This is a genomic window from Haloimpatiens massiliensis (genome assembly GCF_900184255.1).
Classification (GTDB): Bacteria; Bacillota; Clostridia; order Clostridiales; family Clostridiaceae; genus Haloimpatiens; species Haloimpatiens massiliensis.
Map to the genome: position 1 here is coordinate 1,601,419 of NZ_LT854640.1, position 23,191 is coordinate 1,624,609.

Sequence of the window (23,191 nt, forward strand, 5' to 3'; positions counted from 1 at the left end):
GTTGTGGAAATATAAAGCAAATGTAAAATAAAATATAGTATAAAGTATATTGAAATAAAATGTATAAATGCATATAACAAGATTTTATCTAAAAAGTGACTTAAGTCATGAAATACAATTACTTAAGGTAATTGTAATGAATTATCCATTTTTGTATAATATAATTGGTTGTAAAATTTGGTTATATAGAAGTATAAGTGATTTTTTATAACTAAGATAAATGGTAGCTTGGCTATTTGTTACCTTTTATAGATTGTACTTGAATTTATTTTAAAGCAGTCCATTGCAAAATTAATAATTAAAAAGAGAACGTAATTAACTTAATAACAAGGGGGGGACTAACAGTGATAGAAGTTAAAAATTTAAGTAAAAACTTTAAGGATGTACAAGCGGTTAAAAGTGCTAGTTTCACAGTAAATAAAGGTGAAATAGTAGGACTTTTAGGTGAAAATGGTGCAGGTAAAACCACTACACTGAGAATGCTTGCTACTATGTTAAAGCCTACAGGTGGTAACGCAGAGATAAATGGTTACAGTATTATAGAAAATTCTCAAAAGGTAAGAGGAGAAATAGGAATTTTATTTGGTGGAGATGTGGGGTTATACGATAGGCTTACAGTAAGAGAAAATATAAGATATTTTGCACAGCTAAATGGTATGAGCAAAAAAGAGGCTGAGGACAGCATAAATTATCTAGTAGAAGAGCTAGAGTTAAAGGAATATATGGACAGAAGAGTAGGAAAACTTTCAAGAGGTATGAAGCAAAAGGTTTCTATTGCCAGATCCATTGTTCATAAACCTACAGTAATGCTCTTTGATGAACCTACCACAGGGCTTGATGTAACAGCTGCAAAGCTTGTTCATGATTTTATATTACAGTGCAAAAAACAAGGAAAATCTATTATATTCTCAAGTCATAGTATGCAAGAAGTAGAAAAACTTTGTGACAGAATCATTATTATTAACAAAGGAAAGATTATCGAGGAAGGTACCATAGAATATTTCAAAGACAAATACCAAAGTAGCAGTATGGAAGACATATTTATAAGATTGGTAGGTGATAAATAATGAATATAATATCTATTGTTTATAAAAAAGAATTAAAAGACATGTTTAGAGATAAGAAAACCCTAATAGCAGCTATATTAATACCTCTTCTAATGTATCCAATAATTTTTGGATTCATAGGAAAAGGTATGAAAAGCAATATGGACTCTGTAAAAAAAGAAATGAATATAGTTATGGTAGATAAAGGGAATAGTAAATTAGGACAAATGTTTAAATCTCAAAAGAATATAAAATTAAAGGAATCCAAAGATGTTTTTAATGACGTAAAGGAAGGAAAAGTACTTTTAGGTATAGAAATTCCAGAGGATTTTGATAAAAATATAAATGCAGAGAAAAAAGCGGATATTATTATAACTATGGACAATACAAGTCAAAAATCAACTATGGCTATGTCAGAAATCAACGCTATTATAGACCAGTATTCTAAGGCTGTAGTAGGGGCTAGACTTCAGGCAAAGAATATAGATACATCTATATTAACTCCTATAAACCCAGTTATAAAATCTGCGGAAAAGAAGGAAAATGGAGTAGCTAAAATGATGTTATCATTGCTTCTTCCTATGATGCTTATAATGTTTGCTGCATCAGGTCCTATAGCTTCAGCTACAGATTTAGGCGCAGGGGAAAAAGAAAGAGGTACCCTAGAGCCACTATTAACTACTCAAGCTAGCAGAATGTCACTGCTTTGGGGTAAATTTTTAGCCATAACCACTATGGGTATAGTAACATCTATAGCTTTTATATCAGGATTAGGTATATCTATGAAAACTTCGCCAGAAGCTTTTAATTACGGTGTAGATGGAGCTAAATTCAGCATGGAGCCTAAAACTTTACTTATTATAGCATTAATAACTGTACTTCTTACTATGGTTTTTGGAGCACTAGCTCTTGCTATAAGTATTTACGCCAGATCCTTCAAGGAAGCTCAAACTTACTTGACTCCTTTAAGCTTTATAGGAATGCTTGGTTTTACATCATACTTCATAGAACCTAAAAATATGTCCATGATATTCTTAAATATCCCTGTGGTAAATGCCACAGCAGTTATAAAAGAACTTATCTTGGGAATGTTTAATGCAAAGCATTTAATAATAGTGCTTGCATGGATGCTCCTTTACATTGCTTTATCCATATCTTTTGCAAGATATATGTTTAGTAAGGAAGAGGTTATATTTAGAACTTAAAAATCAAATCTTAAAGATACAAAGATAATAAGAAAAATGTAAGATGTAAGATGGGGACAGTTAAACAGGGGTTGCATAATGTATAATTAAGATAAAAATTTAGTCGGCTGTTGCATTGCGATAAATACTAAAATATATTGTGCAAGTTTAAAATTTGCACAATATATTTTATATAAATTTCTTAATGCAGCAGCTTTTTTAAAAAGATTTAAAATCAATGACTTCCATTAACTACAGTAAATCCTTTGCCTTTTAGAAACTCTTCTATTTCATTATATCTAGAACATTCTACATCTATGCATAAAGCCATATGTACAGTGTCCACATTTACATTGTGAAGCTGATTTATCTTATATTCTAGTTCTTTATTTAAATCTTTTTCACAACCGTTGCAGTGAAAGAATCCACAAAGTTTAACGTCTTGATCTTTATAAATTTCAAAAGCTTTAGATTTTTCATTAAAAGCTTTAAAACATCCTACTCCAGCACATTCATAGGTGATTTTATTACAAACCATAATCGCTATATTTTTCAAAAGACCATCTCCTAACAAAATAAAATTATAGTGAGCTTAATCTAAATATAACAATATAATGGAATTTATTCAATGAAATTTATATAGAAGCAGTATTGACTAATATAGTTAAATCATATAAAATAATTCCGAAAGGTGAATTAAAACTTTGATAAATCAAAAAAAATGAATTAAAACTTGAATAAATTAAAAATGAATATAAATCTTTTGGGTTCGTAAAAGATTAAAAGGGAAGATTGGTGTAAATCCAACACAGCCCCCGCTACTGTAAGCACTACTTGTAAATAAATATGTCACTGATTTAAAATTGGGAAGACTATTTACAGGGTTTCATGTGTAAGTCAGGAGACCTGCCTAATTGAGCTTATTTGCGTTTTACTTCGGAGGGAGGTAGTAGCTGTATATTTTGTTGTGAAAATTTAGCTATCCTTTGGGATAGCTTTTTATTTTATCAAAAATTAATCAATTGAGGGGAGGACAGGTTTAAAGGCAAAAATGCCTTTAAACGAAAAAATTTATGAAAAAGAAAATAATAAGTATTTTAATAGCTTTAGGAATGATGACATCTTTTGCTGGATGTAAAGATGCCAACAAAAATTTAAATGATACGAGTAAAAATGATAAAAAAGTAGAAGAAAAAGGAAAAGAAAAAAGCAGTCAATATCCATTGAACATAAAAAATTATGATGCAGATGGAAATGAATATGAACTAAAAATAGATAAAAAACCAGAAAAAATTATAACTACCAATCAAACAACTACAGAATTATTACTTACACTAGGACTTGGTAAAAACATGGTAGGTACAGCATATTTAGATAATCCAGTTCTACCAGAACTTAAGGCTGAATATGATAAGATACCAGTTTTATCAGAAAAATATCCATCAAAAGAAGTTATTATTTCTAAAAAACCTGATGCTATAGTGGGATGGTCTTCAGCATTTTTTGAAAAAAATCTAGGTGATGTTAAAACATGGAATGAAAAAGGTATGACTACATTTATTCAAAGAAATACATTAGGAAAAAAATGTACAGTAGATAATATCTATAAGGATATAGAAGACTTAGGAAAAATATTTGATATAGAAAACAAGGCTAATGAAGTAATAACATCTATGAAAAAACGAGTAGAAGATGTCCAAAGTAAGATAAAAGGGAAAAAAGAAGCTAAAGTACTTGTGGTTGAAGGTATAAGTGAAAATAAATATTATGCTTACGGACAAAATTCTCTTGTAAATGACATGGTTAAAATGGCTGGAGGAGTTAATGTAGAAACCAATGAAAAAGGTGGAGAATATAGCGCAGAAAATATACTAAATAAAAATCCAGATGTAATAGTGCTTATACATTTTGAAACTCAAGTTAAGGATAACAAAGAAGCAGATGCCCTATTAAATAATAAAGTACTTAAAGATGTAAATGCTATAAAGAATAAGAAAATAATATACACTCCACTTGCAGAAACTTACGCTGGAGGGGCAAGAACTATAAACGGAATAGAAAGACTTGCAAAGGGATTCTATCCAGAATTATTTAAATAAGCAAAAATATTTTAATAAAAGAAAAATTAGAGGAGAATATCTGAAGAAATGGACAAGAAATGTAACGGGGATAAACAAAAGGTGATATTTAGAAAAAAAACATCTATAATGGTACTAGTTACAATTTTAATAGCATTTTTAGCTATATCAGTGATAATAGCCGTAATATTTGGGCCAGTTAAACTTCAAATTAAAGAGGTATTTAGAATAGTTGTATACAATATATTTAAAATACCTATAGGGGATAAACAAACTCTTGTTAAAGGAGTAAGTTATGAAATAGTATGGGGAATAAGATTTCCTAGGATATTACTAGGTGCTATAGTGGGAGCTGGTCTTTCTGTAGTTGGTGTTGTAATGCAAGCTATGGTTCAAAATACCTTAGCAGATCCCTATATACTTGGAATTTCTTCAGGGGCTTCTCTAGGAGCAACTTTTTCCATAATGATAGGAGTTACTAAATTTTTAGGAGGCAACTCCATAGGAATTTTAGCATTTGTAGGTGCCCTAATCTGTTCAATATGCGTATATACTCTATCAAATATTGGAGGAAGATGTTCATCAGAAAAGCTCATACTTTCTGGTGTGGTGGTAAGTGCCATATGTTCCGCCTTCACAAGTTTTATAATATTTATAGCGGGAAACGAAAGGGGCATTAGAAATTTAACCTTTTGGCTTATGGGCAGTTTAGCCAGTGCTTCTTGGAAGAATATTATTTTGCCTGCTGCTATTATAATAGTAGGAACCTTGTTTTTTCTAAGTCAGTTTAGAAATTTAAATGTAATGTTAATGGGGGACGAAACTGCTATAACTTTGGGAAAAGATTTAAATAAATATAGAAGAATATATATTATAATTACAGCATTAATGACTGCTACAATAGTATGTGTAGCAGGAACAATAGGATTTGTAGGACTTATAATTCCACATATTGTAAGAGGCTTTGTGGGATGTGACCATAGAAGACTTATTCCAATTAGTGCACTAGTTGGTGCCATATTTTTAATATGGACAGACGTTTTTTCAAGAACTGTAATGAAGGGTATGGAAATGCCTATAGGTATAATAACATCTATGCTGGGAGCACCTTTCTTCATGTGGCTTATGATTAAAAAATCTTATAATTTTGGGGGAAAATAAATGACTTTAACTGCAAAAGATGTGTGTGTAAATATAAAAGAAAACCAAATTATAAAAAATGTAAATGCAGAAGTTAGAAAAGGTGAATTTATAGGCATAGTAGGACCTAATGGCAGTGGTAAATCAACTTTTTTAAAAAGTATATATAGGGTAATAAAGCCTCAATGTGGTTTAATAAATTTAGACGGTAAAGATATTAGAAAAATCTCCTATAAAGAAACAGCTAAAAAAATGGCTGTGGTAGGTCAATTTAATGAATTTAATTTTGACTTTAATGTAGAAGAAATAGTTATGATGGGAAGAACACCTCATAAAAAAAGTTTTGATGGAGATAACATTGAGGATTATGAAATTATGGAAAGTTGTCTTAAAAAGGTCAATATGGAAGGCTACAAGAATAGAAAGTTTTCAACACTTTCTGGAGGGGAGAGACAGCGTGTTCTTTTAGCTAGGGCATTGGCACAGCAACCTAAAATTCTAATATTAGATGAACCAACCAATCACTTAGATATAAAATACCAGCTTCAACTTTTAAATATAATAGAATCTTTAAAGCTTCAAGTATTTGCAGCGCTGCATGATTTGAATTTAGCTTCTAGATATTGTGACAGAATATATGTTATGAATAAAGGGACGGTGGTTGCTGAGGGAAAGCCAAAAGAAATTTTAACTTCTAAGTTAATAAAGGATGTATTTGAGGTGGAAGCAGAAATTTTTGAGCATCCGGTTACCGGAAGAATGAATATAATGTATTTATAATTGTAATCAACCCATCCAGATTAGAAATAGGGATGGGTTGATTTTTAATATAATAAATTTTTGCTTAACTAACAGTAGATAAGGTACATGAAAATAAATAACAAGTCAAAGATGCAGGTATATTTTGTGTCAGACAAGGAAGCAGGTTCCGCCGCTAGTAGAACTATCGATGGGTTCTGCTGACGCAGTATGACGCAAAATACACTAGCATACTGACTTGTTATTTATTTGAATGTGCCTAAGGCTAATTCTTCATAGAATTCACAATGAGCAGTATTGAAATATGGCGTAACAAATATTCCAGCAATACCTAACGTAAACATAGAAAGTAAACTCCAACCTATAAAGCTAAGATACAAAGTAAATAGCCTACTTTTGTTTCCATCCATTAAATCTTTACTCCTATTAATAGCATCCATTGCATCTATTTCTGGATTATCACTCATAATATAAAGTGCCATGGAATATTTTAAAGCAGCAATAATTCCTGGAATAATAAAAAGCAGCGTCCAAAGAAATATAAATAAAATAGATAAAAGAGATAATGACAAGGCATTTATAAAATATTTAAAATTAGTGAAGGCAAAGAATAAATCTTTAATTTGTGCATCCTCTTTTCTGCATATCTTCAAGAAAAATCTGCTTAAACCTAATAATAATGGACCGTCTATTAATAATATGATTATTCTCACATATAGAGTATTAATGCTATCAAATACTGATAACTTATATATAATTGTTCTGTAAAAATCAAAAAAACTAACATTAGAAAAATATTTAGTAAGTATGGTGTCTAAATTGTTTATATTACTAAAAAGAGTTAATGTAAGGATTGAGTAAATAATACATGTGAGTATGGCTATAGTCCAATAACCATTGATTTTTCCTAAAGCATCTTTTTTTAGTCCACTTGAAGTCTTAATACCGACATACATTAAATTAGCCCCCTTCTGTATATAATATGATACATATATTACATATTATATCATTTATACAAAAATAAAGTAAAGACATTGCTGATAATGTACAGTTTACATACAATTTCTATTTGAATGTAAAATAGAAAATTAATAAATATAACAAATTATCCACAAAAATAATTTTAATTTGTTTATAAAACTTGTTGACAAATTTAATTTTGAAGAATATAATAATACAAAAGAATTCATAGTAAAATACTCGGAAATACCTTGAAGAAGGAAAGTAACGTAAATAAAGTTTTACAGAGAGGAAATCATTTGCTGAAAGATTTCTAAATGGAATTTATGTGAAGTGCCCTTTGGAGTTGTGTACCGAACTTATTTAGTAGGCTACACCGGGTTCACCCGTTACAGTGATAGAGCATAGCGCTGTGCTTGAAATGGAAGCTGGGATTTTTATTTATAGAAGTCCAATTAGAGTGGAACCGCGGATATAACTTCGTCTCTATTATTTAGAGAGGGAGTTTTTTGATTTTTTTAATAAATGTATAAAGTATATATGAAGGGAGTGAAAATTTAGTGGGCTTGTGTATTTATAATGAAGTTTATTGTGCCATAAAAATTGCTTATTTATATGGTCTTTAGTAGTTATAGTGCGCTTTCTCGCTAAAGATAAATAATGATTTATAATAATGTAATAGATATGATAGGTGCAACACCTTTATTTAAACTTAATAATATGGTAGAAGAAAACATGGCGGAGGTCTATGTTAAATTAGAAAAATATAATCCAGGCGGAAGTATTAAGGATAGAGCGGCCCTTGGTATGATAGAGAAGGCAGAAAAGGAAGGTCTACTAAAGAAAGGCTATACTATAGTTGAACCAACCAGTGGCAACACAGGCATAGCTCTTGCCATGATAGGAAAGTTAAAGGGTTATAAAGTAATAATAGTAATGCCAGAGACTATGAGTATAGAGAGAAGAAACATGATGAAGGCCTATGGAGCGGAACTGGTGCTTACAGAAGGCGGCAAAGGTATGAAGGGTGCCATAGAAAAAGCATTGGAAATAGCTAAGGATAAAGAGGGATACTTTATACCTCAGCAATTTGTAAATGAAGCTAATCCACTTAAACACTATGAAACCACAGCAGAAGAAATAATAGAAGATGTAAAAGATATAGATGTATTTGTAGCTGCTGTTGGAACTGGCGGAACAATAATGGGAATTGGTAAAAAACTAAAAGAATATAAGAAGGATTTAACAGTTATAGCGGTAGAGCCTGAAAAGTCACCAGTAATATCTGGTGGTGAAGCAGGATCACATAAAATACAAGGCATAGGAGCGGGATTTATACCAGATATATACCATGATGAACTAGTGGATAAAGTTAGTACCATATCCGATGAAGAAGCCTTTGAGTATGCAAGAAAAATGGGAAAAAAGGAAGGAATTTTAGTAGGAATATCCTCAGGAGCTAATATTGCAGCTGCCATAAAAATTGCCAAGGAAATAGGCAGGGGAAAAAAAGTTGTTACAGTAGCTCCTGATGGCGGAGAAAAATATCTTTCTATGGGATTATATGATTAATATTATAGAGTTAGGTAAGAAGTAAAAGGTAAGAAGTAAGAGGTAAGAACTTTTGAAAAAATTCAGTAAGCTGAATTTTCACCACAACTATTATTTACAAATTAATTATAAAAAACTCCTTGAGTTTTATCCTTAACTCTTACTTCTTAGCTCTTACCTATTACCTACTACTTACCTGGAAATTTCAAATTATAGTTAATTTGTAAAAGAGATTTATTCTTCATTTTAAATTTTATATTTTTATTTTATAACTGCGAAAGTTGAATATTTAATAAGATAATTAATAACGTAATTAATAATATAATTAGTATTTAATGGAGGTGAATTTAATGAGAAATCCATTTAAGTTATTAAAATATGATTTGAAAAATGCTATGGATAAAGACCCAGCTGCGAGAAATATGGTGGAAGTGTTCTTTTTATATCCATCCATTCACGCAGTGATACACTATAGAATAGCACATTTTTTATATAAAAAAAGATTCTTCTTTCTAGCTAGATTTCTATCACAGCTATCAAGATTTTTCACTGGAATAGAAATACACCCGGGAGCCACTATAGGCAAGGGATTATTTATTGACCATGGTATGGGCGTTGTCATAGGTGAAACTGCTGAAATAGGTGACAATGTAACTCTATATCATGGAGTCACCTTAGGAGGCACAGGAAAAGATAAGGGAAAAAGGCATCCTACAGTGGGCAATAATGTTACCATAGGCAGTGGTGCAAAAGTGCTGGGTTCCATATTAATTGGGGATGGTGCAAAAATAGGAGCCAATGCAGTGGTACTAAAAGATATACCAAAAGGAGCTACAGCCGTTGGTATACCAGCAAGAATAATCATTGAAAAATATCCATCAGTTATAGAAATAAGCGATTATTATGGAGAAAGAAAAAAGATATTTAATGAGATGGTTATATAGAAAATAAGCAGTAAGTAACTTTATGTTACTTACTGCTTATTTTCTATTAGGTTTTTAATATATTGAAGGTTAAATTCATCATTTACAATTTTATAATCTTTGGATCCATATTTATCACTAACATTGATAAATTCTAAATTATTATCATAGAGTTGTATGCTTACTGTATAATTAAATATATTTGAGCCATCATCTTTTTTTAAATATAAGTCAATACAATAGGAATCTCTTAGAGTACTGTATTTTTTATTTTTGATTTCAATAATTCTTAATTTTTTTAGATATTCCACTATTTTATCAAGGGTATTTTTATCAGTACAGTACACTTTTTTGTAATTTGATTCAGAAGGTGCATTATTAATGGACACTTCAGTAAGTTCAGCTTTTTTATATTGCTTTAAAATTACATTATAAAAAGAACCTTTTTTAGGTGATACTATATAAATAATACTAGCAATTAATAAGATACCTAGTATATTAAAAAATAATTTTTTACGCATATAACAGCCCCCTTTTTTTATAAAATAAATTTTTAATAATACATATGATTAAACCACAAAAAGGTATAATGTGATAGAATTATGCAATTTCTCCTCCATGACTTGCATAAGAGCTCGGAACAATAAATTTAATTTAAGAAATTCTAATCTTTTAGCCATATAAAATTATCTAACGCTCACATTCAGCGTCCTGCCTCAGGTTCGCTAGCCTGGCGTCCTTGCCAGGCTTACGATAATTTTATCTGTCTAAAAGAAGAGTTTCTAAAATTAAATTTAAATAGTTTCTTTGCTTATTATGCAAGTCATTCCAGAGAAATTTCATAATTCAGGTAATGTAATGCTTTTTGTGGGATAATCATACATATATTTTTAATTTGAATTTATAAATGCTTCTTTATAATATTATATCATTTTTAAAGTTAATATTTACCTTTTGTTCTAATTTAAATGATATGCAATGGTTAACAATTGTATGCAATATCAATAAAGTGTTAGGAAGTATATTTATTGTTTGAATAAACCACATTCCTTTTAGACAAAATATATTTGTAATGAAAAGATATTAAAAGGAGTGTTTAAAATGGGAGTAGTAACCAACGTAACTGACAAATATCAAACCTGTATAGATGCTTGTGGTAGATGTGCTCAAGCATGCTTTGAATGTTTTGATGCTTGTCTTCAAGAAGTAGATGTTATTGCAAGAAAAAATTGCATAAAAGTCTTAGTTGAATGTGGAAAGATGTGCAGCATGTCAGCAGCAGTTATGTCAATGAGTGGTGAATTTGCAAAACAACAATGCAACCTTTGTGCTGATATTTGTAACAGATGTGCCCAGGAATGTGCAACATTCAAAGATGACCATTGTCAAAAGTGTGCAGAAGAATGTCGTACATGTGAAAAAGAATGCAGAAACATGGGTGCAAGATAATAAGTCCATAACGTAAAAATTCGAAATGGATGGATAAAAATTTACTAAAAATAAGTTTGATATAATGATATGATAATAAAAATAAAGCAGTAAGTAACATAAGGGTGCTTACTGTTTTGCTTTTATGGTTAAAATTACCACATATATTAACACATAAAATATTTCACTAAGTACAAAACTAAAAGAGAATGTAAATAATAAAATATAGTTTTGTGCCATATACAAAATGTATAAACTGGAGGGAAAATTTTATGTTGAATTGGAGAAATATTGTTTTGTCATCTATAGTGGCAGGGACTCTTATAGCACCAACAGCTACCTATGGCGTAGTTAATTTAAACAACAGTTTTGTTGAAAGCTGCAAAATATACAATGAGCCAAATGGTGAGCAAGAAAAATGTCCAAATTGTAAAGAAGAGCATGAAATATTCCAAAAGCGCATGGAAGATAGAATGGAAGAAAGAAGTAAACTCATAGAGGAAGCAGATAAAATAGTTCCAGGAATTAAAGCTCAGTGGCAGCAAGCTGTTAATGAAAGAAGAGAATTACTAAATAAATTAAGAGAAAATAGAGCCCATAAAGATGAGGGTACAAAGAAAGATAGAAAGGAAAAAGAAAGAATAGAGAAAAATGGATCAGAGAAGCAGCGAGAAGAAAAAGAAAAGAGCGAAAATAGAGAAAAAATAAAAGAAGCTAATAAGAAAAAATGGGAAGATTTAAATGAAGCCGTAAAAGCTAAAGATGCCCAAAAGGTTAGAAGCAGTTTCGACCTAATACTTCAATCTATGAAAGAAAGAAATGAAAAGTTATCAGAAAAAATAAATAATGCTAAAGAATAGTTTAAAAGCTCTCACAATGGTGGGGGCTTTTATTTTAATATGTTGCTAATGCCTAAAAATGTTATTCTTTATATATACACATAGATTCTAGAGCTATAAAGGGTAATTTTTATAATATACAAAATCTTAATAAAAAGAAAGTAGTATGTGAAAAGAGAATTAAAAAGTAAGACATGATATAATTTAGTTACTATATTGAAGGGGGTACAGCAGCATGAGCAGCATATTGTTAGTTGAAGATGACAGCATATTAGCATATAGCGTGGAATATACACTAAAGGGTGAAGGATTTAATGTAAAGTGTGCGGAGAATGTAAAAAAGGCTAAGAAGAGTTTTAAAGAGCAAAGCTTTGACTTGATAATTTTAGATGTAATGCTTCCAGATGGCAATGGATATGAGCTTTGTAAGGACATAAGAAATGTATCCGAAGTACCCATAATTTTTCTAACATCCTGTGATGAGGAGGCTAATGTGGTTATAGGATTGGATATAGGAGCTGATGATTATATAACCAAGCCTTTTAGAATAAAAGAGTTAATATCAAGAATTAAAGCTATACTTAGACGTAATAAAAGAGTTTTAAATAATTCAGATGTATTAATTTCTGGAGATATAAAAGTGCAAACACTCCAGGGAAAAGTTGAAAAGAATAATGAGGAAATAGTACTTACAGCACTAGAATATAGATTACTTTTAATTTTTATAAAGCATCCCAATCAGATACTAAGTAGAAATATTATATTAGAGGAATTATGGGATAGTGAAGGTGAGTTTGTAGATGATGATACTCTTTCAGTATATATAAGAAGACTTAGAGAGAAGATTGAGGATAATGCAGCAGAGCCTAAATATATAACTACCCATAGAGGATTAGGATATAAATGGAGCTACAAGATAATTAATTAGTAACAAGGTATATTTGGAGGGGAGCAATATGGATTCAACTTTAAAAAATCCTGAAATGAAAAGTATATTTGCAGGGCTTATATATTTGTTCTTTAACTACCAATTTTATGAATTAAATAAAAATATAGCAAATCAAAATTCTATTATAATAGGAAAGATATTATATGAACACCCTGAACTGGAAAATAGCATTGTAAAATATGTAACAAAAGAAGCCACAGAAGGGGAGGTAATGAAGGGGAAGAAGATATTAAAACAGTATGGTTATCATGAAAGTATGAAAATAACTTCTCAGCCCCTACTTAAAAATTTCTATGAAAGCTTTAAAGCAAAATATATTTTAGCATTTATATTAGGTTTTATATTTTTAATTTATGTAGTTATATTAGAATATAAAAATATATTTAAAAAGATAAAAGATATATCAATTGCCTCAGAAAAAGTTATAGAAGGTGATTATAGCTTAGTATTACCCGAAGACCAGGAAGGTGATTTTTCAATTTTAGCTAATAATTTCAACTTAATGTCTCAAAGACTTAAACTAAGTCTACATAAACTACAAGAGGATAAGATTTTTCTAAAAAATATAATTTCAGATATCTCTCATCAATTAAAAACTCCTCTAACATCTTTGTTTACAATTAATGAACTTCTATTAACTCGTAAGGAAATGAAAGAAGATATAAAAATAGATTTTCTACAAAAAAGTCAATCACAATTAAATAGGATGGAATGGCTAATAATAAATTTATTAAAAATAGCTAGACTTGAAGCTGAAGCTATAAATTTTAAAAAGAAAAATATACTTGCAATAAATTGTATTGATAAAGCTTTAAGTAGTTTGAAATTTAAAAGCCACGAAAAACACCAAAAAATAACTATAACTGGAGATGTGCATAATGTACATTTTTATGTTGATGAACAATGGACAACGGAGGCAATATTAAATATTATAAAAAATTGTATGGAACATACAAAAGAATGGGGAGAAATAAAAATAAATGTCTTAGAAACCCCTTTGTTTAGTAGAATTACCATTGAGGATAATGGAGAAGGTATAGATAAAAAGGATCTACCTCATATATTTGAAAGATTTTATAAAGGAAGTAATTCTGTGAAAGCAGAAAGTGTAGGTATTGGTCTGGCACTGACTAAAATTATTATAGAAAATCAAGGGGGAAGTATATGGGTAACAAGTGAAAAGGGGAAGGGAAGTAAATTCGATATTACCTTCTTAAAGACCATAATATAGAAAGCTTACTAAATAGTAAGATAAAAAACACCTTCCTGTAAGTTTGAAATTTTATAATAATATAGAAGCACAAAGTAGAGGCGGTATATGAAATAAAATAATATTTCAAAATAGGGAGGAAAAACATAATGAAGTATCAGGGCATAGTTAAGGATGAGGTGATGGAAGCATGAGAAAATATAGTTCTATCACGTATAGATATTTAAAAGGGCAAAAGAAAAGGACTACCCTTACAATAGTAGGGATAGTTCTGTCAGTTGCGCTTATTACAGCTATAGGTACAATGTTAGTAACCATGAGAGGGAAATGGATAGATGATGCTATAAAGGAAAAGGGACATTATCATGCAAAATTTATTCAGGTACATGGGGAAAAGGTCAATAAAATAAATAATAACGTGAATGTGGACAATATATCAGTAACCAATGAAGTTGGTACAAGTGTAATATCATCTGTAAGTAAGGAGGAAAGAAATAATAATTCTTTTGCTCTTTCGCGGAGATATTTGGATATAAAAGCTTATGATAACAGAGCATTAGGGATGCTTCCTATTAATATAAAAAAGGGTAGGCTTCCCAAAAATGAAAATGAAATAATACTAGAATATTGGACACTTGATTATTTCCCCGGAAAACCCAAGATAGGATATAAGATTAAATTATCCATGGGAAACAGAAGAGTAAAAGAGATAGATGATGATAATAAAGGAGAAACTCGGGACACCTTTACCAAAACAGGAGAAAAAGAATATACAATAGTGGGTATTATAGAATCTAAGTTTTCATGGCCAGGCGGTTACTATGCCAAGGGCATTACTTTTTTAGATGAAAATAATCTAGAAAAAGATAAAAAATATGAAGTATACGCAAAAATGAATTCTGTTAAGGATGTGAACGAAAAATCTGAAGAAATAGCAAAAAGTCTAAATCTTAAAGGAGGAAAAACATTAGAAAGACCAGAAAATCATAAAGTTGAATATAATGAGAATCTTTTAAGATTATATGCTGAAAGTTTAAATGAGTCTGCAAATAAAGGATTAATAGCTGTGGTGACATTTATAGTAGTTTTAATCATTATAAGTACTGCGGCAGTTATATATAATATACTTAACATATCGGTTTTAGAGAGGATCTCACAATTTGGCATACTCAGATGTACAGGAGCATCTCCAAGGCAAATAAAAAAGTTAGTTTTAAAGGAAGCATTGATTTTAAGCGCCATAGGTATACCTTTAGGACTTGCTAGTGGAGTGCTAGCTATGGAAATAGTAATTGGCATAGTTAAAATATTAGTAGAACAAGAAATAAAAATAGTTATATCACCTATTGTATTCATAATAGGCATTATATTAGGATTAGTTACAATTTATTTATCTGCCATAGGACCAGCTAGAAGGGCTTCTAAAGTTTCACCTCTAGAGGCTGCAAGAAATACAGGAAGTTTAAAAAAAGAAAATCTAAAAAAGGTCAGAAAATTTAAGATAATCTATAGGATTTTTGGAATAGAAGGACAAATTGCCTATAAGAATCTTAGAAGAAATAAAAAGAAATTTAGAGTTACAGTATTTTCATTAGTTATCAGTATAGTACTTTATATAGTTTTCGGAAGTTTTGCAAGTCTTGTGTTTAAGATGGGAGCAGTAAAGGAAAATGATATTAAGGATTTTATGGTATGGAGAAATGGAAATGCAGATAGAGAAATAAATGCTTCCACTTGTGATGAAATTGCAAAACTTAAAGATGTAGAAAAAGTATATAAAGTTATGAGAACTAATAAAACCATTCCAGTATCCAAGGAAAAAGTAAATCCTAAATTATTGGAATTAAGACCTCACTTAAAAAGTCAAATAAAAAATGAACATTTAGTTTTTGATGGTAACATTTTAATTTCCTATGAAGATAATATACTACCGGAACTTAAAAGATACCTTAAGGACGGTACTGTAGACAAAGAAACATTAAATAATGAAAATGGAGTAATAATTATAAAGACAAATAGGCTATATGATAATGATACGAAAAAAACTACCATGTTAGATGCAGTAGATTTAAAAGTTGGGGATGAAATTAAAATTTTAAATGATAATTATTCAGAAAATAGTAAAAGTAATGATAAAGAAGATACCAAAACTGTTAAAGTTGTAGGAATCCTAGAAAAAGGAATTTTAGAAAATGAGTATAACTATAACAGTGGAATAATCTTAATAACTTCTAATAAGGTATATAAAAAGCTTACTGGAAATAACCATATTGATAAATTATTTGTTCAACTAAAAAAAGATCATAACAAGGATAATGTAGCAGATTACCTAAAGACATTAAATAAAAAAGATCCTAGATATCAGTATGTAGATGCTGCAGAGCAATCAAAAGAAAATAGGCATAGAGCCATAGCAATTAACATATTTTTATATGGCTTTGTGGTAGTGATAAGTTTAATAGGCTGTTTAAATATTATAAATACCATAAGTACAAATTTAATGCTTAGAAAAAGAGAATTAGCAATGATGATGGCAGTAGGCATGGATAAGTTTAAAATGAACAAAATGGTTTGTATTGAAGGAATATGCTATGGTGTAATAGCGTCATTATATGGAGCTGTTATAGGAACAGCACTTTCATATAAATTATTTACACTAATGACTAATTTCACAGACTTTCAGTGGGTATTCCCTGGAAAGCAAATTTTAACAGCTGCCCTTGGGGCTATAATCATTTCCCTTGTATCTACCTATCTACCTTTAAGAAAAATAAACAAGGGAAATATAATTGAAAATATTAGAGCGGAGGAATAGAAGCTGCTATAATATACTGAAAGTTACGAAATACATTTTATAGTATTTTGTTCAAAGGATATTAAATATAGGGTATACTATTAATATAAGCAAAAACTATTTAGGATTGAGGAGTGAGAGTAAATGAAAAGAATACCCTATGGCATTTCCAATTTTGAAGTTTTAAGAGGGGAAGATTACCTTTATGTGGATAAAACTTCGTATATAGAATTATTAGATATGTACGCTCCTTATAATTTTTTTATAAGGCCTAGAAGGTTTGGAAAAAGTCTCTTTATATCCATGCTCGAAAATTACTATGATATAAATAAGAAGGATAAATTTGAAGAACTATTTGGGGATTTATATATAGGTAAAAATCCTACGAAAAATAGAAATAAATTTCTTGTTTGGAAAATAAGCTTTGCAGGAGTAGATGCAGGGCATGGGGAAGAAGAATTAAGAAAGAGTTTTAATTTTAAGGTTGCATCAGCGGCTAGGGAATTTTTATATAAATATGGGGAGCTTTTAGGTGAAAATAAATTACCCATTGAAAATATGAGTGCAGAAATGATAGTAGCTCATATAAGCATGCTTAGTAAAATAAATAATAAACAAGTATTTGTTTTAATAGATGAATATGATAACTTTGCCAATGAACTGATTACAGGAGGAAGACAAAGTACTTATAGTAGTATACTTCATGGTGAAGGTTTCGTTAAAGTTTTCTATAAGGCTATAAAAGATGCCACAGCAGACAATTTTAATAGGATATTTATGACTGGTGTAAGTCCTATAATGTTAGATGACTTAACTAGCGGATTTAATATTACCATGAACTATACTTTAGACCAAAATCTTAATGCTATGATGGGTTTCACAAGGGGTGAGCTTTCATGGATAATGGATCAGGTAGGTATAGAAGATGTAGGTCTTAGAGAAAAGATATGTGCTGATATGACTAAGTATTATAATGGATATAAATTTAATAAGAATGGGAAATCAGTTTTTAATCCAGATATGTCTATGTACTTTCTTAACAAATATTTAGCGTATAATGAATATCCAGAAGAAATGATAGACAACAATGTAAAAACGGATTATGGAAAGGTGAATCAATTAGCATATAATTTTAATGACAGAGAAGCTCTAGAGGAAATAATGACCACAGGAGAAACCTCTACTATGCTGGTAGATAGGTTTAATATTCATACTATGTATAGTGTAAAAGAAAACTTTAAGTCATTACTTTTTTATCTTGGTATGCTCACAATAAAAGAGCAGGGACCTCTTGGAACTGTACTTAAGGTGCCAAACTACGTTATAAAAACAATATACTGGGAGCAGTATTTTCAAAGAATAAATGAAGAATATAATATTCAAATACAAAATGTAAGAATAGCTGTCAATGAAATGAGAATGCACGGAGATATAGAGCCTTTAGAAAAACTTCTAAGTGACATACTAGAGGATTTATCCAATAGAGATTTAATTAAAATGGATGAAAAGAATGTAAAGATGATGCTTTTAACTCTTCTAGGTGTAGACAGTACTTATTTTATAAAAAGTGAAGATGAAAATAATAATGGCTATGTGGATATAATGCTTAAAAGAAAGATTCAGTTTAAGGATATAACTAAATTCCAGTGGATTATTGAACTAAAATATATAAAAGAAAGTGAAAGAGATACCTTAGAAATGGTAAAAGAGCAGGGGTTAAAACAACTTCAAAGCTATGTAGAAAGTAAAATGGTTCAAGAAGAACTTGGAGATGAAGATTTAAAGAAAGTATTGATTATTGTGGTAGGTAAAAAGGATATTTATACTGTAGACATATAGAAGTAAAGAAATAGGGGCAGTTAACAAGTTTCATGAAAAATTTGTTAACTGTCCTTTTAATCATAAACTTTTTCCAATATTATATTCTCATCAAAACCACCACGCTCACTTCTTTTATGATAACATTTATCCAAAAGATCCTTTTCAGAATAGCCTAAATTTTTACTAAGGGAAGAACTTTTATGTGAAATCAATGGCTATAATAGAAATACATTCAGATAAACTTATAAAAAGTTAGTATTATATAATAATAAGGATAATTATTATTATATAATTAAGGAATAGAAATATGAGTTTATACAATATTAAGTCAAGATTCATAAAATAATAAACAGAAAGGAATGATGTAAGTGATGATTAACATTAATAATGCTGAGTTATGGTATGAGCTTTTAAAATAGGTTATGGTATTCATTATGTATATGATTTTTTATATAAGTACAGGTTAATTTCTCAAGAGGCTTATGAAAGTAGTTTACAAATTATTGAAGAAAAAAGAAAATTGGTCTTAAAGTCTATGAATGAAGAATCATGGAAATATAATTTTGTATGTATATGGAATAAGGCAGATTCTATAGATGTTAATGATTATACTGCTGAAAAAGATTTTATAGAAAAAACATTTTATGTTAATATTGATTTTAAAACATATATGCCAAAAGAATATATGGAATCCTTTAAAAGGATAGAGAAAAGAATAAAAGAAAAGGAACGAGAAAGTAAAACTATACGAAAAGAAATTAATATTGGTAGAAATGATCCTTGTCCATGCGGCAGCGGCAAAAAATATAAAAAGTGTTGTGGAAAATAGAAAGGAGAGTATATTGTGATAGAACCATCAAAATTAGAACAAGAATTTAAAAAGGTTGAAAAGCAAAATTATGCTTTCAGAGCATATTTAAAAAATCATGCAGATTCGGATGAATTAGATAAGCAATTTTTAGAGCTTCATAATGAATTATTTAAAGATTATGATTGTAGCAAATGTAGAAATTGTTGTAAAGTATATTCAATAACACTTCAAGAAAGTGAAATAGAAGAGGCTACAAAGCTACTTAAAGTTACAAAAAAAGAATTTATGGATAAGTATATGAAAATGACTGTTGATGGATATGAGGTAAAAGAAAAGCCATGTTGTTTTTTAACTGAAAATGGTGCTTGTAAAATTGAAAAGTGTAAACCAGAAGAATGTAGAGAATATCCATTTACAAATAATCCAGATAGATTATTTAGCTTGCTTAGTATAGTTAGTTTTGCAAGTGTTTGCCCTGTAGTTTTTGAAATGCTGGAAAGATTGAAGGAAACTTATGGATTTAGGGGAAGAGGACGTTATTAATTTATATATCTTAAATTATTAAAAAATAGTTTTACTGGAACTGGTGTTGTTGCAGAGGTTATGGGAGAAATATACTATTTGTAACATAGAATAGCTTAATTAAGTAACTGCAATTCGTAATATACAATTTATACACTAATTCTAAAGAAAGATATGTAGTACTGAATTTATATTTAGTTTAGAAATAGAAGATGAAATTATGGCAGAAGGGACCACCAAGCATGCCTTTGTAAACAACGATTTTAGAATTATCAACATTAAAAAGAAAATGCCAGAGTTATGGAGTAAACTAGAAAAACTTTATCAAAAGTAAAGAAATTATTTTGTAAATTAAAAGATAATATATTTATTAAAGTAAATAAGAAAAACTTGTTAAAAATAAAGAAATTCAGTAAAAAAATAGGAGCGGTTAATAAGTTTTATAGAAAATAGACTAAAAGGATATTAATTCTAAATAACAAGACTTATTAACCATCCTTTTTTATACTAAATTTGCATTATTAAAAATCTTTTAAACTTATGTAATTTTAATAGAAAATTTGTGAAAAACAACAAAAAAGAGAAATATATGTTAAAATTGAATTGAAAGGAATTGTGTTTAAAGTAAAGATTTTTAATTATCAATAAGGGAGGTGAGTTCTATGATAATAGGTAATAATCAAAAAATAAGCATTTTTGCAAATCACAATTTTTCTTCTTCACAGAATAAAAAAGATAGTTTAATAGAAGGAATCCAAAAACAAATAGAAAATGTACAAGAACAGATGTGGAAAATATCTGAAAATGAAGGTTTATCAACAGAACAAAAACTAGATATGCAAAAGGATTTAAGAGAGCAGTTAGATGAGCTAAATAAACAGCTAATGGAAAGAAATATGGAAGTACAAAAAGAAGAAAAAGAAAAAAGAGAAAAAGAATCGCAAGAGCAAATGAAGAATAAATCTGTAAAGGACGAATACATAGCAAACGGTAATGAGGGAATAAATTTAATTTCCTTATCTTCATCATTAAAGAAAGTAAGTGCCCAAAATGGTGTAAAGACAAAAATAAAAGGACAAGCAAGAGTATTAGCAAATGAGATTAAAATAGATGAGGGCCGAGGACTTGATGTAACAAACAAAAAAGAAAGATTATCTGAGATTAACTCAAAAATTAAAAGTATCAACAAGCAAATACAAAACTCTATAAAAGATGTAAATGATGAAATCAAAAAAGTTAATGGACAAGCAAAAGAAAAAGGTGAAGTAAAAGAAAATGAAGAAGTAGTAAAAGAAGATAAAAATGAAAAACATAAACAAATAAATGGCAACAAAGTTAAAGAAAATTCTACCGAAATGGAATTAACAAAAAGAGTAAATACTTATGTATAAATAGTGTATGGCGATTATAAAATGACCGCCGCGCCTGTAAAATAGTTATCCTTTTTAAATTTTAATCATAAACTTTTTCCAATATTATATTCTCATCAAAACCACCACGCTCACTTCTTTTATGATAACATTTATCCAAAAGATCCTTTTCAGAATAGCCTAAATTTTTACTAAGGGAAAATATAACTTCCATAATATCTGCTAGCTCTTCTAAGTTCTTATCAGTATGAAATTCTAAAACTTCCTCATCCAGCTTTTTTTCTAAAAGGGATAAAGCTTCATTAGAATCTGCAATGTGAATATCACATTTTCTACCGGAATTTTTGATTATTTCAGGTATTTTATCGCGTACAAGTTTGTTGTATTGTTTCATGAAAAAACCTCCTAAGTAATATATCCTAGGGCTATCTACCGTAATGAGTAAATATTTTAATAAAGTAGGATATAAAAGTAACTACACCCTAAGATTAAGATAAGTAAAAGATATTATCTTTAATTTTAGAACTTTGTTTATATAAAACATTATAATATTAATTTTAGAATAAGAGAAGGCAATTAATAATTTTATTCCATACGAAGAGGTAGCATTTTTGCAAATTGACAATGTGACAACCTTATGATAATATTAAGTTGTTACTTAAAAATTGGAGGGATGAAATGATACAATTCAAAAGTCTTTCAAAGGACTTTAAAACAAAAGAGGTACTTAGGGATATATCCTTAAATATCGAAGAGGGAAAATTAGTTGCCGTCATTGGAGAAAGTGGTTGTGGCAAAACCACATTGCTAAAAATGATAAACGGTCTTATCAAGCCTACATCAGGCAAAATATTCATTAAAGGTCAGGATATTCAGCAGTTGAATGTTATTATGTTACGAAGAAAAGTCGGCTATGTAATTCAGCAAACGGGACTCTTTCCTCACATGACAGTACGTGAGAACATTGAGATTATTCCCAAAGTCCAGAAAAAGGACAAAGATGAGATAGCTAAAAACACATTGAAACTCATGTCTATGGTTGGGCTCAGTGGTGATGAGTTCTTAGATAGATACCCTACGGAATTGAGTGGTGGTCAACAACAGAGAATTGGTGTAGCACGAGCTTTTGCTACAAATCCAGAAATAATATTAATGGATGAACCTTTTTCTGCACTGGATCCTATTACAAAATCTGATTTACAGGATGAACTTGTAGAATTACAATCAAAACTAAAGAAAACTATTGTTTTTGTAACGCATGATATGGATGAGGCAATCAAAATTGCTGATATGATTTGCATTATGAGGGATGGTAAAGTTCTTCAGTATGATACTCCAGAAAATATATTGAAAAATCCAAAAGATGACTTTGTTTCAAACTTTATAGGGAAAAATAGAATATGGGCATCTCCTGAATTTATTAAAGTTGAAGATATTATGATTGAAAAACCTATAATAGCTTCTAAGGAGTTACCAATTTTTAAATGCATAGATAAGATGAAACAGCGAAAGGTGGACAGCTTATTGATTGTTGATTATGACACAAGAGAACTGCGAGGAATTGTGAAAGCCAAGCGTCTACGAAATATTCAAGATAAATCACAGGCAGTAAGCACTGTTATGGAAGTAAGTTACCCAAATCTTTTGCCCACAGATACAATTTTGGACGCCTTAAAAATTTTCAATCAATATCACACATCTACTGTTCCTGTCATTGACCGGACACATATACTTAAAGGGTTAGTTACACGAAGTAGCCTTGTTACTACCTTAAGTCAGCAGTATCTTGACGTGGAGTTGGAGTAG

Annotated in this window: 21 protein-coding genes, 1 riboswitch and 1 other annotated feature; of the genes, 17 read left to right on the forward strand and 4 right to left on the reverse strand. The window is 29.6% G+C overall.

Annotation, left to right across the window (positions count from 1 at the left end; all coding sequences use genetic code 11):
* Positions 1 to 344 precede the first annotated feature (344 nt).
* Both C1715_RS15855 and C1715_RS15860 read left to right on the forward strand, forming a co-directional pair.
* Positions 345 to 1,067 carry an ABC transporter ATP-binding protein gene (locus C1715_RS15855; protein ID WP_102401345.1) on the forward strand — a complete coding sequence of 241 codons (723 nt, stop codon included), beginning with the start codon at positions 345 to 347 and terminating at the stop codon, positions 1,065 to 1,067.
* On the forward strand, positions 1,067 to 2,251 hold the full coding sequence (locus C1715_RS15860; RefSeq protein WP_242971978.1) for an ABC transporter permease: 1,185 nt from the start codon (positions 1,067 to 1,069) through the stop codon (positions 2,249 to 2,251). The genes C1715_RS15855 and C1715_RS15860 overlap by 1 nt, the downstream gene beginning before the upstream one ends.
* 214 nt (positions 2,252 to 2,465) lie before the next feature.
* On the opposite strand, the gene C1715_RS15865 is transcribed toward C1715_RS15860, so the two are convergent.
* Positions 2,466 to 2,786, reverse strand: coding sequence for a CGGC domain-containing protein (locus tag C1715_RS15865; RefSeq protein ID WP_242971979.1), 321 nt, complete (start codon positions 2,784 to 2,786; stop codon positions 2,466 to 2,468).
* 192 nt (positions 2,787 to 2,978) lie between these two features.
* Positions 2,979 to 3,158: riboswitch (cobalamin riboswitch) on the forward strand.
* A 145-nt stretch (positions 3,159 to 3,303) separates the two neighbouring features.
* On the opposite strand from C1715_RS15865, the gene C1715_RS15870 reads away from it, so the two are divergent.
* The 3 genes from C1715_RS15870 to C1715_RS15880 are packed head-to-tail and all read left to right on the forward strand — an operon-like array spanning position 3,304 to position 6,228.
* On the forward strand, positions 3,304 to 4,329 hold the full coding sequence (locus C1715_RS15870) for an ABC transporter substrate-binding protein (protein ID WP_102401347.1): 1,026 nt from the start codon (positions 3,304 to 3,306) through the stop codon (positions 4,327 to 4,329).
* Between the two features lie 48 nt (positions 4,330 to 4,377).
* Positions 4,378 to 5,469, forward strand: a complete 1,092-nt coding sequence (locus C1715_RS15875; protein ID WP_102401348.1) for a FecCD family ABC transporter permease — start codon at positions 4,378 to 4,380, stop codon at positions 5,467 to 5,469.
* Complete coding sequence (locus C1715_RS15880) at positions 5,470 to 6,228, forward strand: ABC transporter ATP-binding protein (protein WP_102401349.1); 759 nt, start codon at positions 5,470 to 5,472, stop codon at positions 6,226 to 6,228.
* A 224-nt stretch (positions 6,229 to 6,452) separates the two neighbouring features.
* Here the strand turns inward: C1715_RS15880 and C1715_RS15885 are convergent, their stop codons facing one another.
* Positions 6,453 to 7,163, reverse strand: coding sequence for a DUF975 family protein (locus tag C1715_RS15885; RefSeq protein WP_102401350.1), 711 nt, complete (start codon positions 7,161 to 7,163; stop codon positions 6,453 to 6,455).
* Between the two features lie 246 nt (positions 7,164 to 7,409).
* Positions 7,410 to 7,658 (forward strand) — a binding site (T-box leader).
* Positions 7,659 to 7,827: 169 nt separating this feature from the next.
* Here C1715_RS15885 and cysK point away from each other — a divergent pair.
* A complete protein-coding gene (gene cysK / locus C1715_RS15890; protein WP_102401351.1) occupies positions 7,828 to 8,739 on the forward strand; it encodes a cysteine synthase A in 912 nt (303 codons plus the stop codon).
* Between the two features lie 329 nt (positions 8,740 to 9,068).
* Complete coding sequence (gene epsC, locus C1715_RS15895; protein WP_102401352.1) at positions 9,069 to 9,662, forward strand: serine O-acetyltransferase EpsC; 594 nt, start codon at positions 9,069 to 9,071, stop codon at positions 9,660 to 9,662.
* Positions 9,663 to 9,691: 29 nt separating this feature from the next.
* On the opposite strand, the gene C1715_RS15900 is transcribed toward epsC, so the two are convergent.
* Positions 9,692 to 10,162 (reverse strand): hypothetical protein, encoded by a 471-nt coding sequence (locus tag C1715_RS15900; protein WP_102401353.1) that lies wholly within the window; start codon positions 10,160 to 10,162, stop codon positions 9,692 to 9,694.
* A gap of 580 nt (positions 10,163 to 10,742) precedes the next feature.
* On the opposite strand from C1715_RS15900, the gene C1715_RS15905 reads away from it, so the two are divergent.
* The 9 genes from C1715_RS15905 to C1715_RS15945 all read left to right on the forward strand — a co-directional run bounded on the left by C1715_RS15905 (position 10,743) and on the right by C1715_RS15945 (position 21,406).
* Complete coding sequence (locus tag C1715_RS15905; RefSeq protein WP_102401354.1) at positions 10,743 to 11,090, forward strand: four-helix bundle copper-binding protein; 348 nt, start codon at positions 10,743 to 10,745, stop codon at positions 11,088 to 11,090.
* A gap of 251 nt (positions 11,091 to 11,341) precedes the next feature.
* A complete protein-coding gene (locus tag C1715_RS15910) occupies positions 11,342 to 11,929 on the forward strand; it encodes a hypothetical protein (protein ID WP_102401355.1) in 588 nt (195 codons plus the stop codon).
* A 214-nt stretch (positions 11,930 to 12,143) separates the two neighbouring features.
* A complete protein-coding gene (locus C1715_RS15915) occupies positions 12,144 to 12,836 on the forward strand; it encodes a response regulator transcription factor (RefSeq protein ID WP_102401356.1) in 693 nt (230 codons plus the stop codon).
* A 28-nt stretch (positions 12,837 to 12,864) separates the two neighbouring features.
* Positions 12,865 to 14,088, forward strand: coding sequence for a HAMP domain-containing sensor histidine kinase (locus C1715_RS15920; RefSeq protein WP_102401357.1), 1,224 nt, complete (start codon positions 12,865 to 12,867; stop codon positions 14,086 to 14,088).
* 169 nt (positions 14,089 to 14,257) lie between these two features.
* Entirely contained in the window at positions 14,258 to 16,882 is a 2,625-nt protein-coding gene (locus C1715_RS15925) for an ABC transporter permease (RefSeq protein ID WP_102401358.1), read from the forward strand.
* A 123-nt stretch (positions 16,883 to 17,005) separates the two neighbouring features.
* Complete coding sequence (locus C1715_RS15930; RefSeq protein WP_102401359.1) at positions 17,006 to 18,700, forward strand: ATP-binding protein; 1,695 nt, start codon at positions 17,006 to 17,008, stop codon at positions 18,698 to 18,700.
* A 517-nt stretch (positions 18,701 to 19,217) separates the two neighbouring features.
* A complete protein-coding gene (locus C1715_RS20345) occupies positions 19,218 to 19,511 on the forward strand; it encodes an SEC-C metal-binding domain-containing protein (RefSeq protein WP_102401961.1) in 294 nt (97 codons plus the stop codon).
* Positions 19,512 to 19,526: 15 nt separating this feature from the next.
* Positions 19,527 to 20,036 (forward strand): YkgJ family cysteine cluster protein, encoded by a 510-nt coding sequence (locus C1715_RS15940; protein WP_102401360.1) that lies wholly within the window; start codon positions 19,527 to 19,529, stop codon positions 20,034 to 20,036.
* Between the two features lie 641 nt (positions 20,037 to 20,677).
* Positions 20,678 to 21,406: a FlxA-like family protein gene (locus C1715_RS15945; protein WP_102401361.1), complete on the forward strand. Its 729-nt coding sequence runs from the start codon at positions 20,678 to 20,680 to the stop codon at positions 21,404 to 21,406.
* A 61-nt stretch (positions 21,407 to 21,467) separates the two neighbouring features.
* Here C1715_RS15945 and C1715_RS15950 read toward each other — a convergent pair whose 3' ends face one another.
* Entirely contained in the window at positions 21,468 to 21,779 is a 312-nt protein-coding gene (locus C1715_RS15950) for a nucleoside triphosphate pyrophosphohydrolase (protein ID WP_102401362.1), read from the reverse strand.
* A gap of 284 nt (positions 21,780 to 22,063) precedes the next feature.
* Here C1715_RS15950 and C1715_RS15955 point away from each other — a divergent pair, with 284 nt between their 5' ends.
* On the forward strand, positions 22,064 to 23,191 hold the full coding sequence (locus C1715_RS15955) for an ABC transporter ATP-binding protein (protein WP_102401363.1): 1,128 nt from the start codon (positions 22,064 to 22,066) through the stop codon (positions 23,189 to 23,191).

Coding starts and splice junctions, on each gene's coding strand:
- C1715_RS15870 (WP_102401347.1), top strand. CDS start 3,304: ATGAAAAAGAAAATAATAAGTATTTTAATAGCTTTAGGAATGATGACA.
- C1715_RS15900 (WP_102401353.1), bottom strand. CDS start 10,162: ATGCGTAAAAAATTATTTTTTAATATACTAGGTATCTTATTAATTGCT.
- C1715_RS15955 (WP_102401363.1), top strand. CDS start 22,064: ATGATACAATTCAAAAGTCTTTCAAAGGACTTTAAAACAAAAGAGGTA.
- C1715_RS20345 (WP_102401961.1), top strand. CDS start 19,218: ATGAATGAAGAATCATGGAAATATAATTTTGTATGTATATGGAATAAG.
- C1715_RS15945 (WP_102401361.1), top strand. CDS start 20,678: ATGATAATAGGTAATAATCAAAAAATAAGCATTTTTGCAAATCACAAT.
- C1715_RS15920 (WP_102401357.1), top strand. CDS start 12,865: ATGGATTCAACTTTAAAAAATCCTGAAATGAAAAGTATATTTGCAGGG.
- cysK (WP_102401351.1), top strand. CDS start 7,828: ATGATTTATAATAATGTAATAGATATGATAGGTGCAACACCTTTATTT.
- C1715_RS15885 (WP_102401350.1), bottom strand. CDS start 7,163: ATGTATGTCGGTATTAAGACTTCAAGTGGACTAAAAAAAGATGCTTTA.
- epsC (WP_102401352.1), top strand. CDS start 9,069: ATGAGAAATCCATTTAAGTTATTAAAATATGATTTGAAAAATGCTATG.
- C1715_RS15880 (WP_102401349.1), top strand. CDS start 5,470: ATGACTTTAACTGCAAAAGATGTGTGTGTAAATATAAAAGAAAACCAA.
- C1715_RS15915 (WP_102401356.1), top strand. CDS start 12,144: ATGAGCAGCATATTGTTAGTTGAAGATGACAGCATATTAGCATATAGC.
- C1715_RS15905 (WP_102401354.1), top strand. CDS start 10,743: ATGGGAGTAGTAACCAACGTAACTGACAAATATCAAACCTGTATAGAT.
- C1715_RS15860 (WP_242971978.1), top strand. CDS start 1,067: ATGAATATAATATCTATTGTTTATAAAAAAGAATTAAAAGACATGTTT.
- C1715_RS15910 (WP_102401355.1), top strand. CDS start 11,342: ATGTTGAATTGGAGAAATATTGTTTTGTCATCTATAGTGGCAGGGACT.
- C1715_RS15925 (WP_102401358.1), top strand. CDS start 14,258: ATGAGAAAATATAGTTCTATCACGTATAGATATTTAAAAGGGCAAAAG.
- C1715_RS15930 (WP_102401359.1), top strand. CDS start 17,006: ATGAAAAGAATACCCTATGGCATTTCCAATTTTGAAGTTTTAAGAGGG.
- C1715_RS15950 (WP_102401362.1), bottom strand. CDS start 21,779: ATGAAACAATACAACAAACTTGTACGCGATAAAATACCTGAAATAATC.
- C1715_RS15875 (WP_102401348.1), top strand. CDS start 4,378: ATGGACAAGAAATGTAACGGGGATAAACAAAAGGTGATATTTAGAAAA.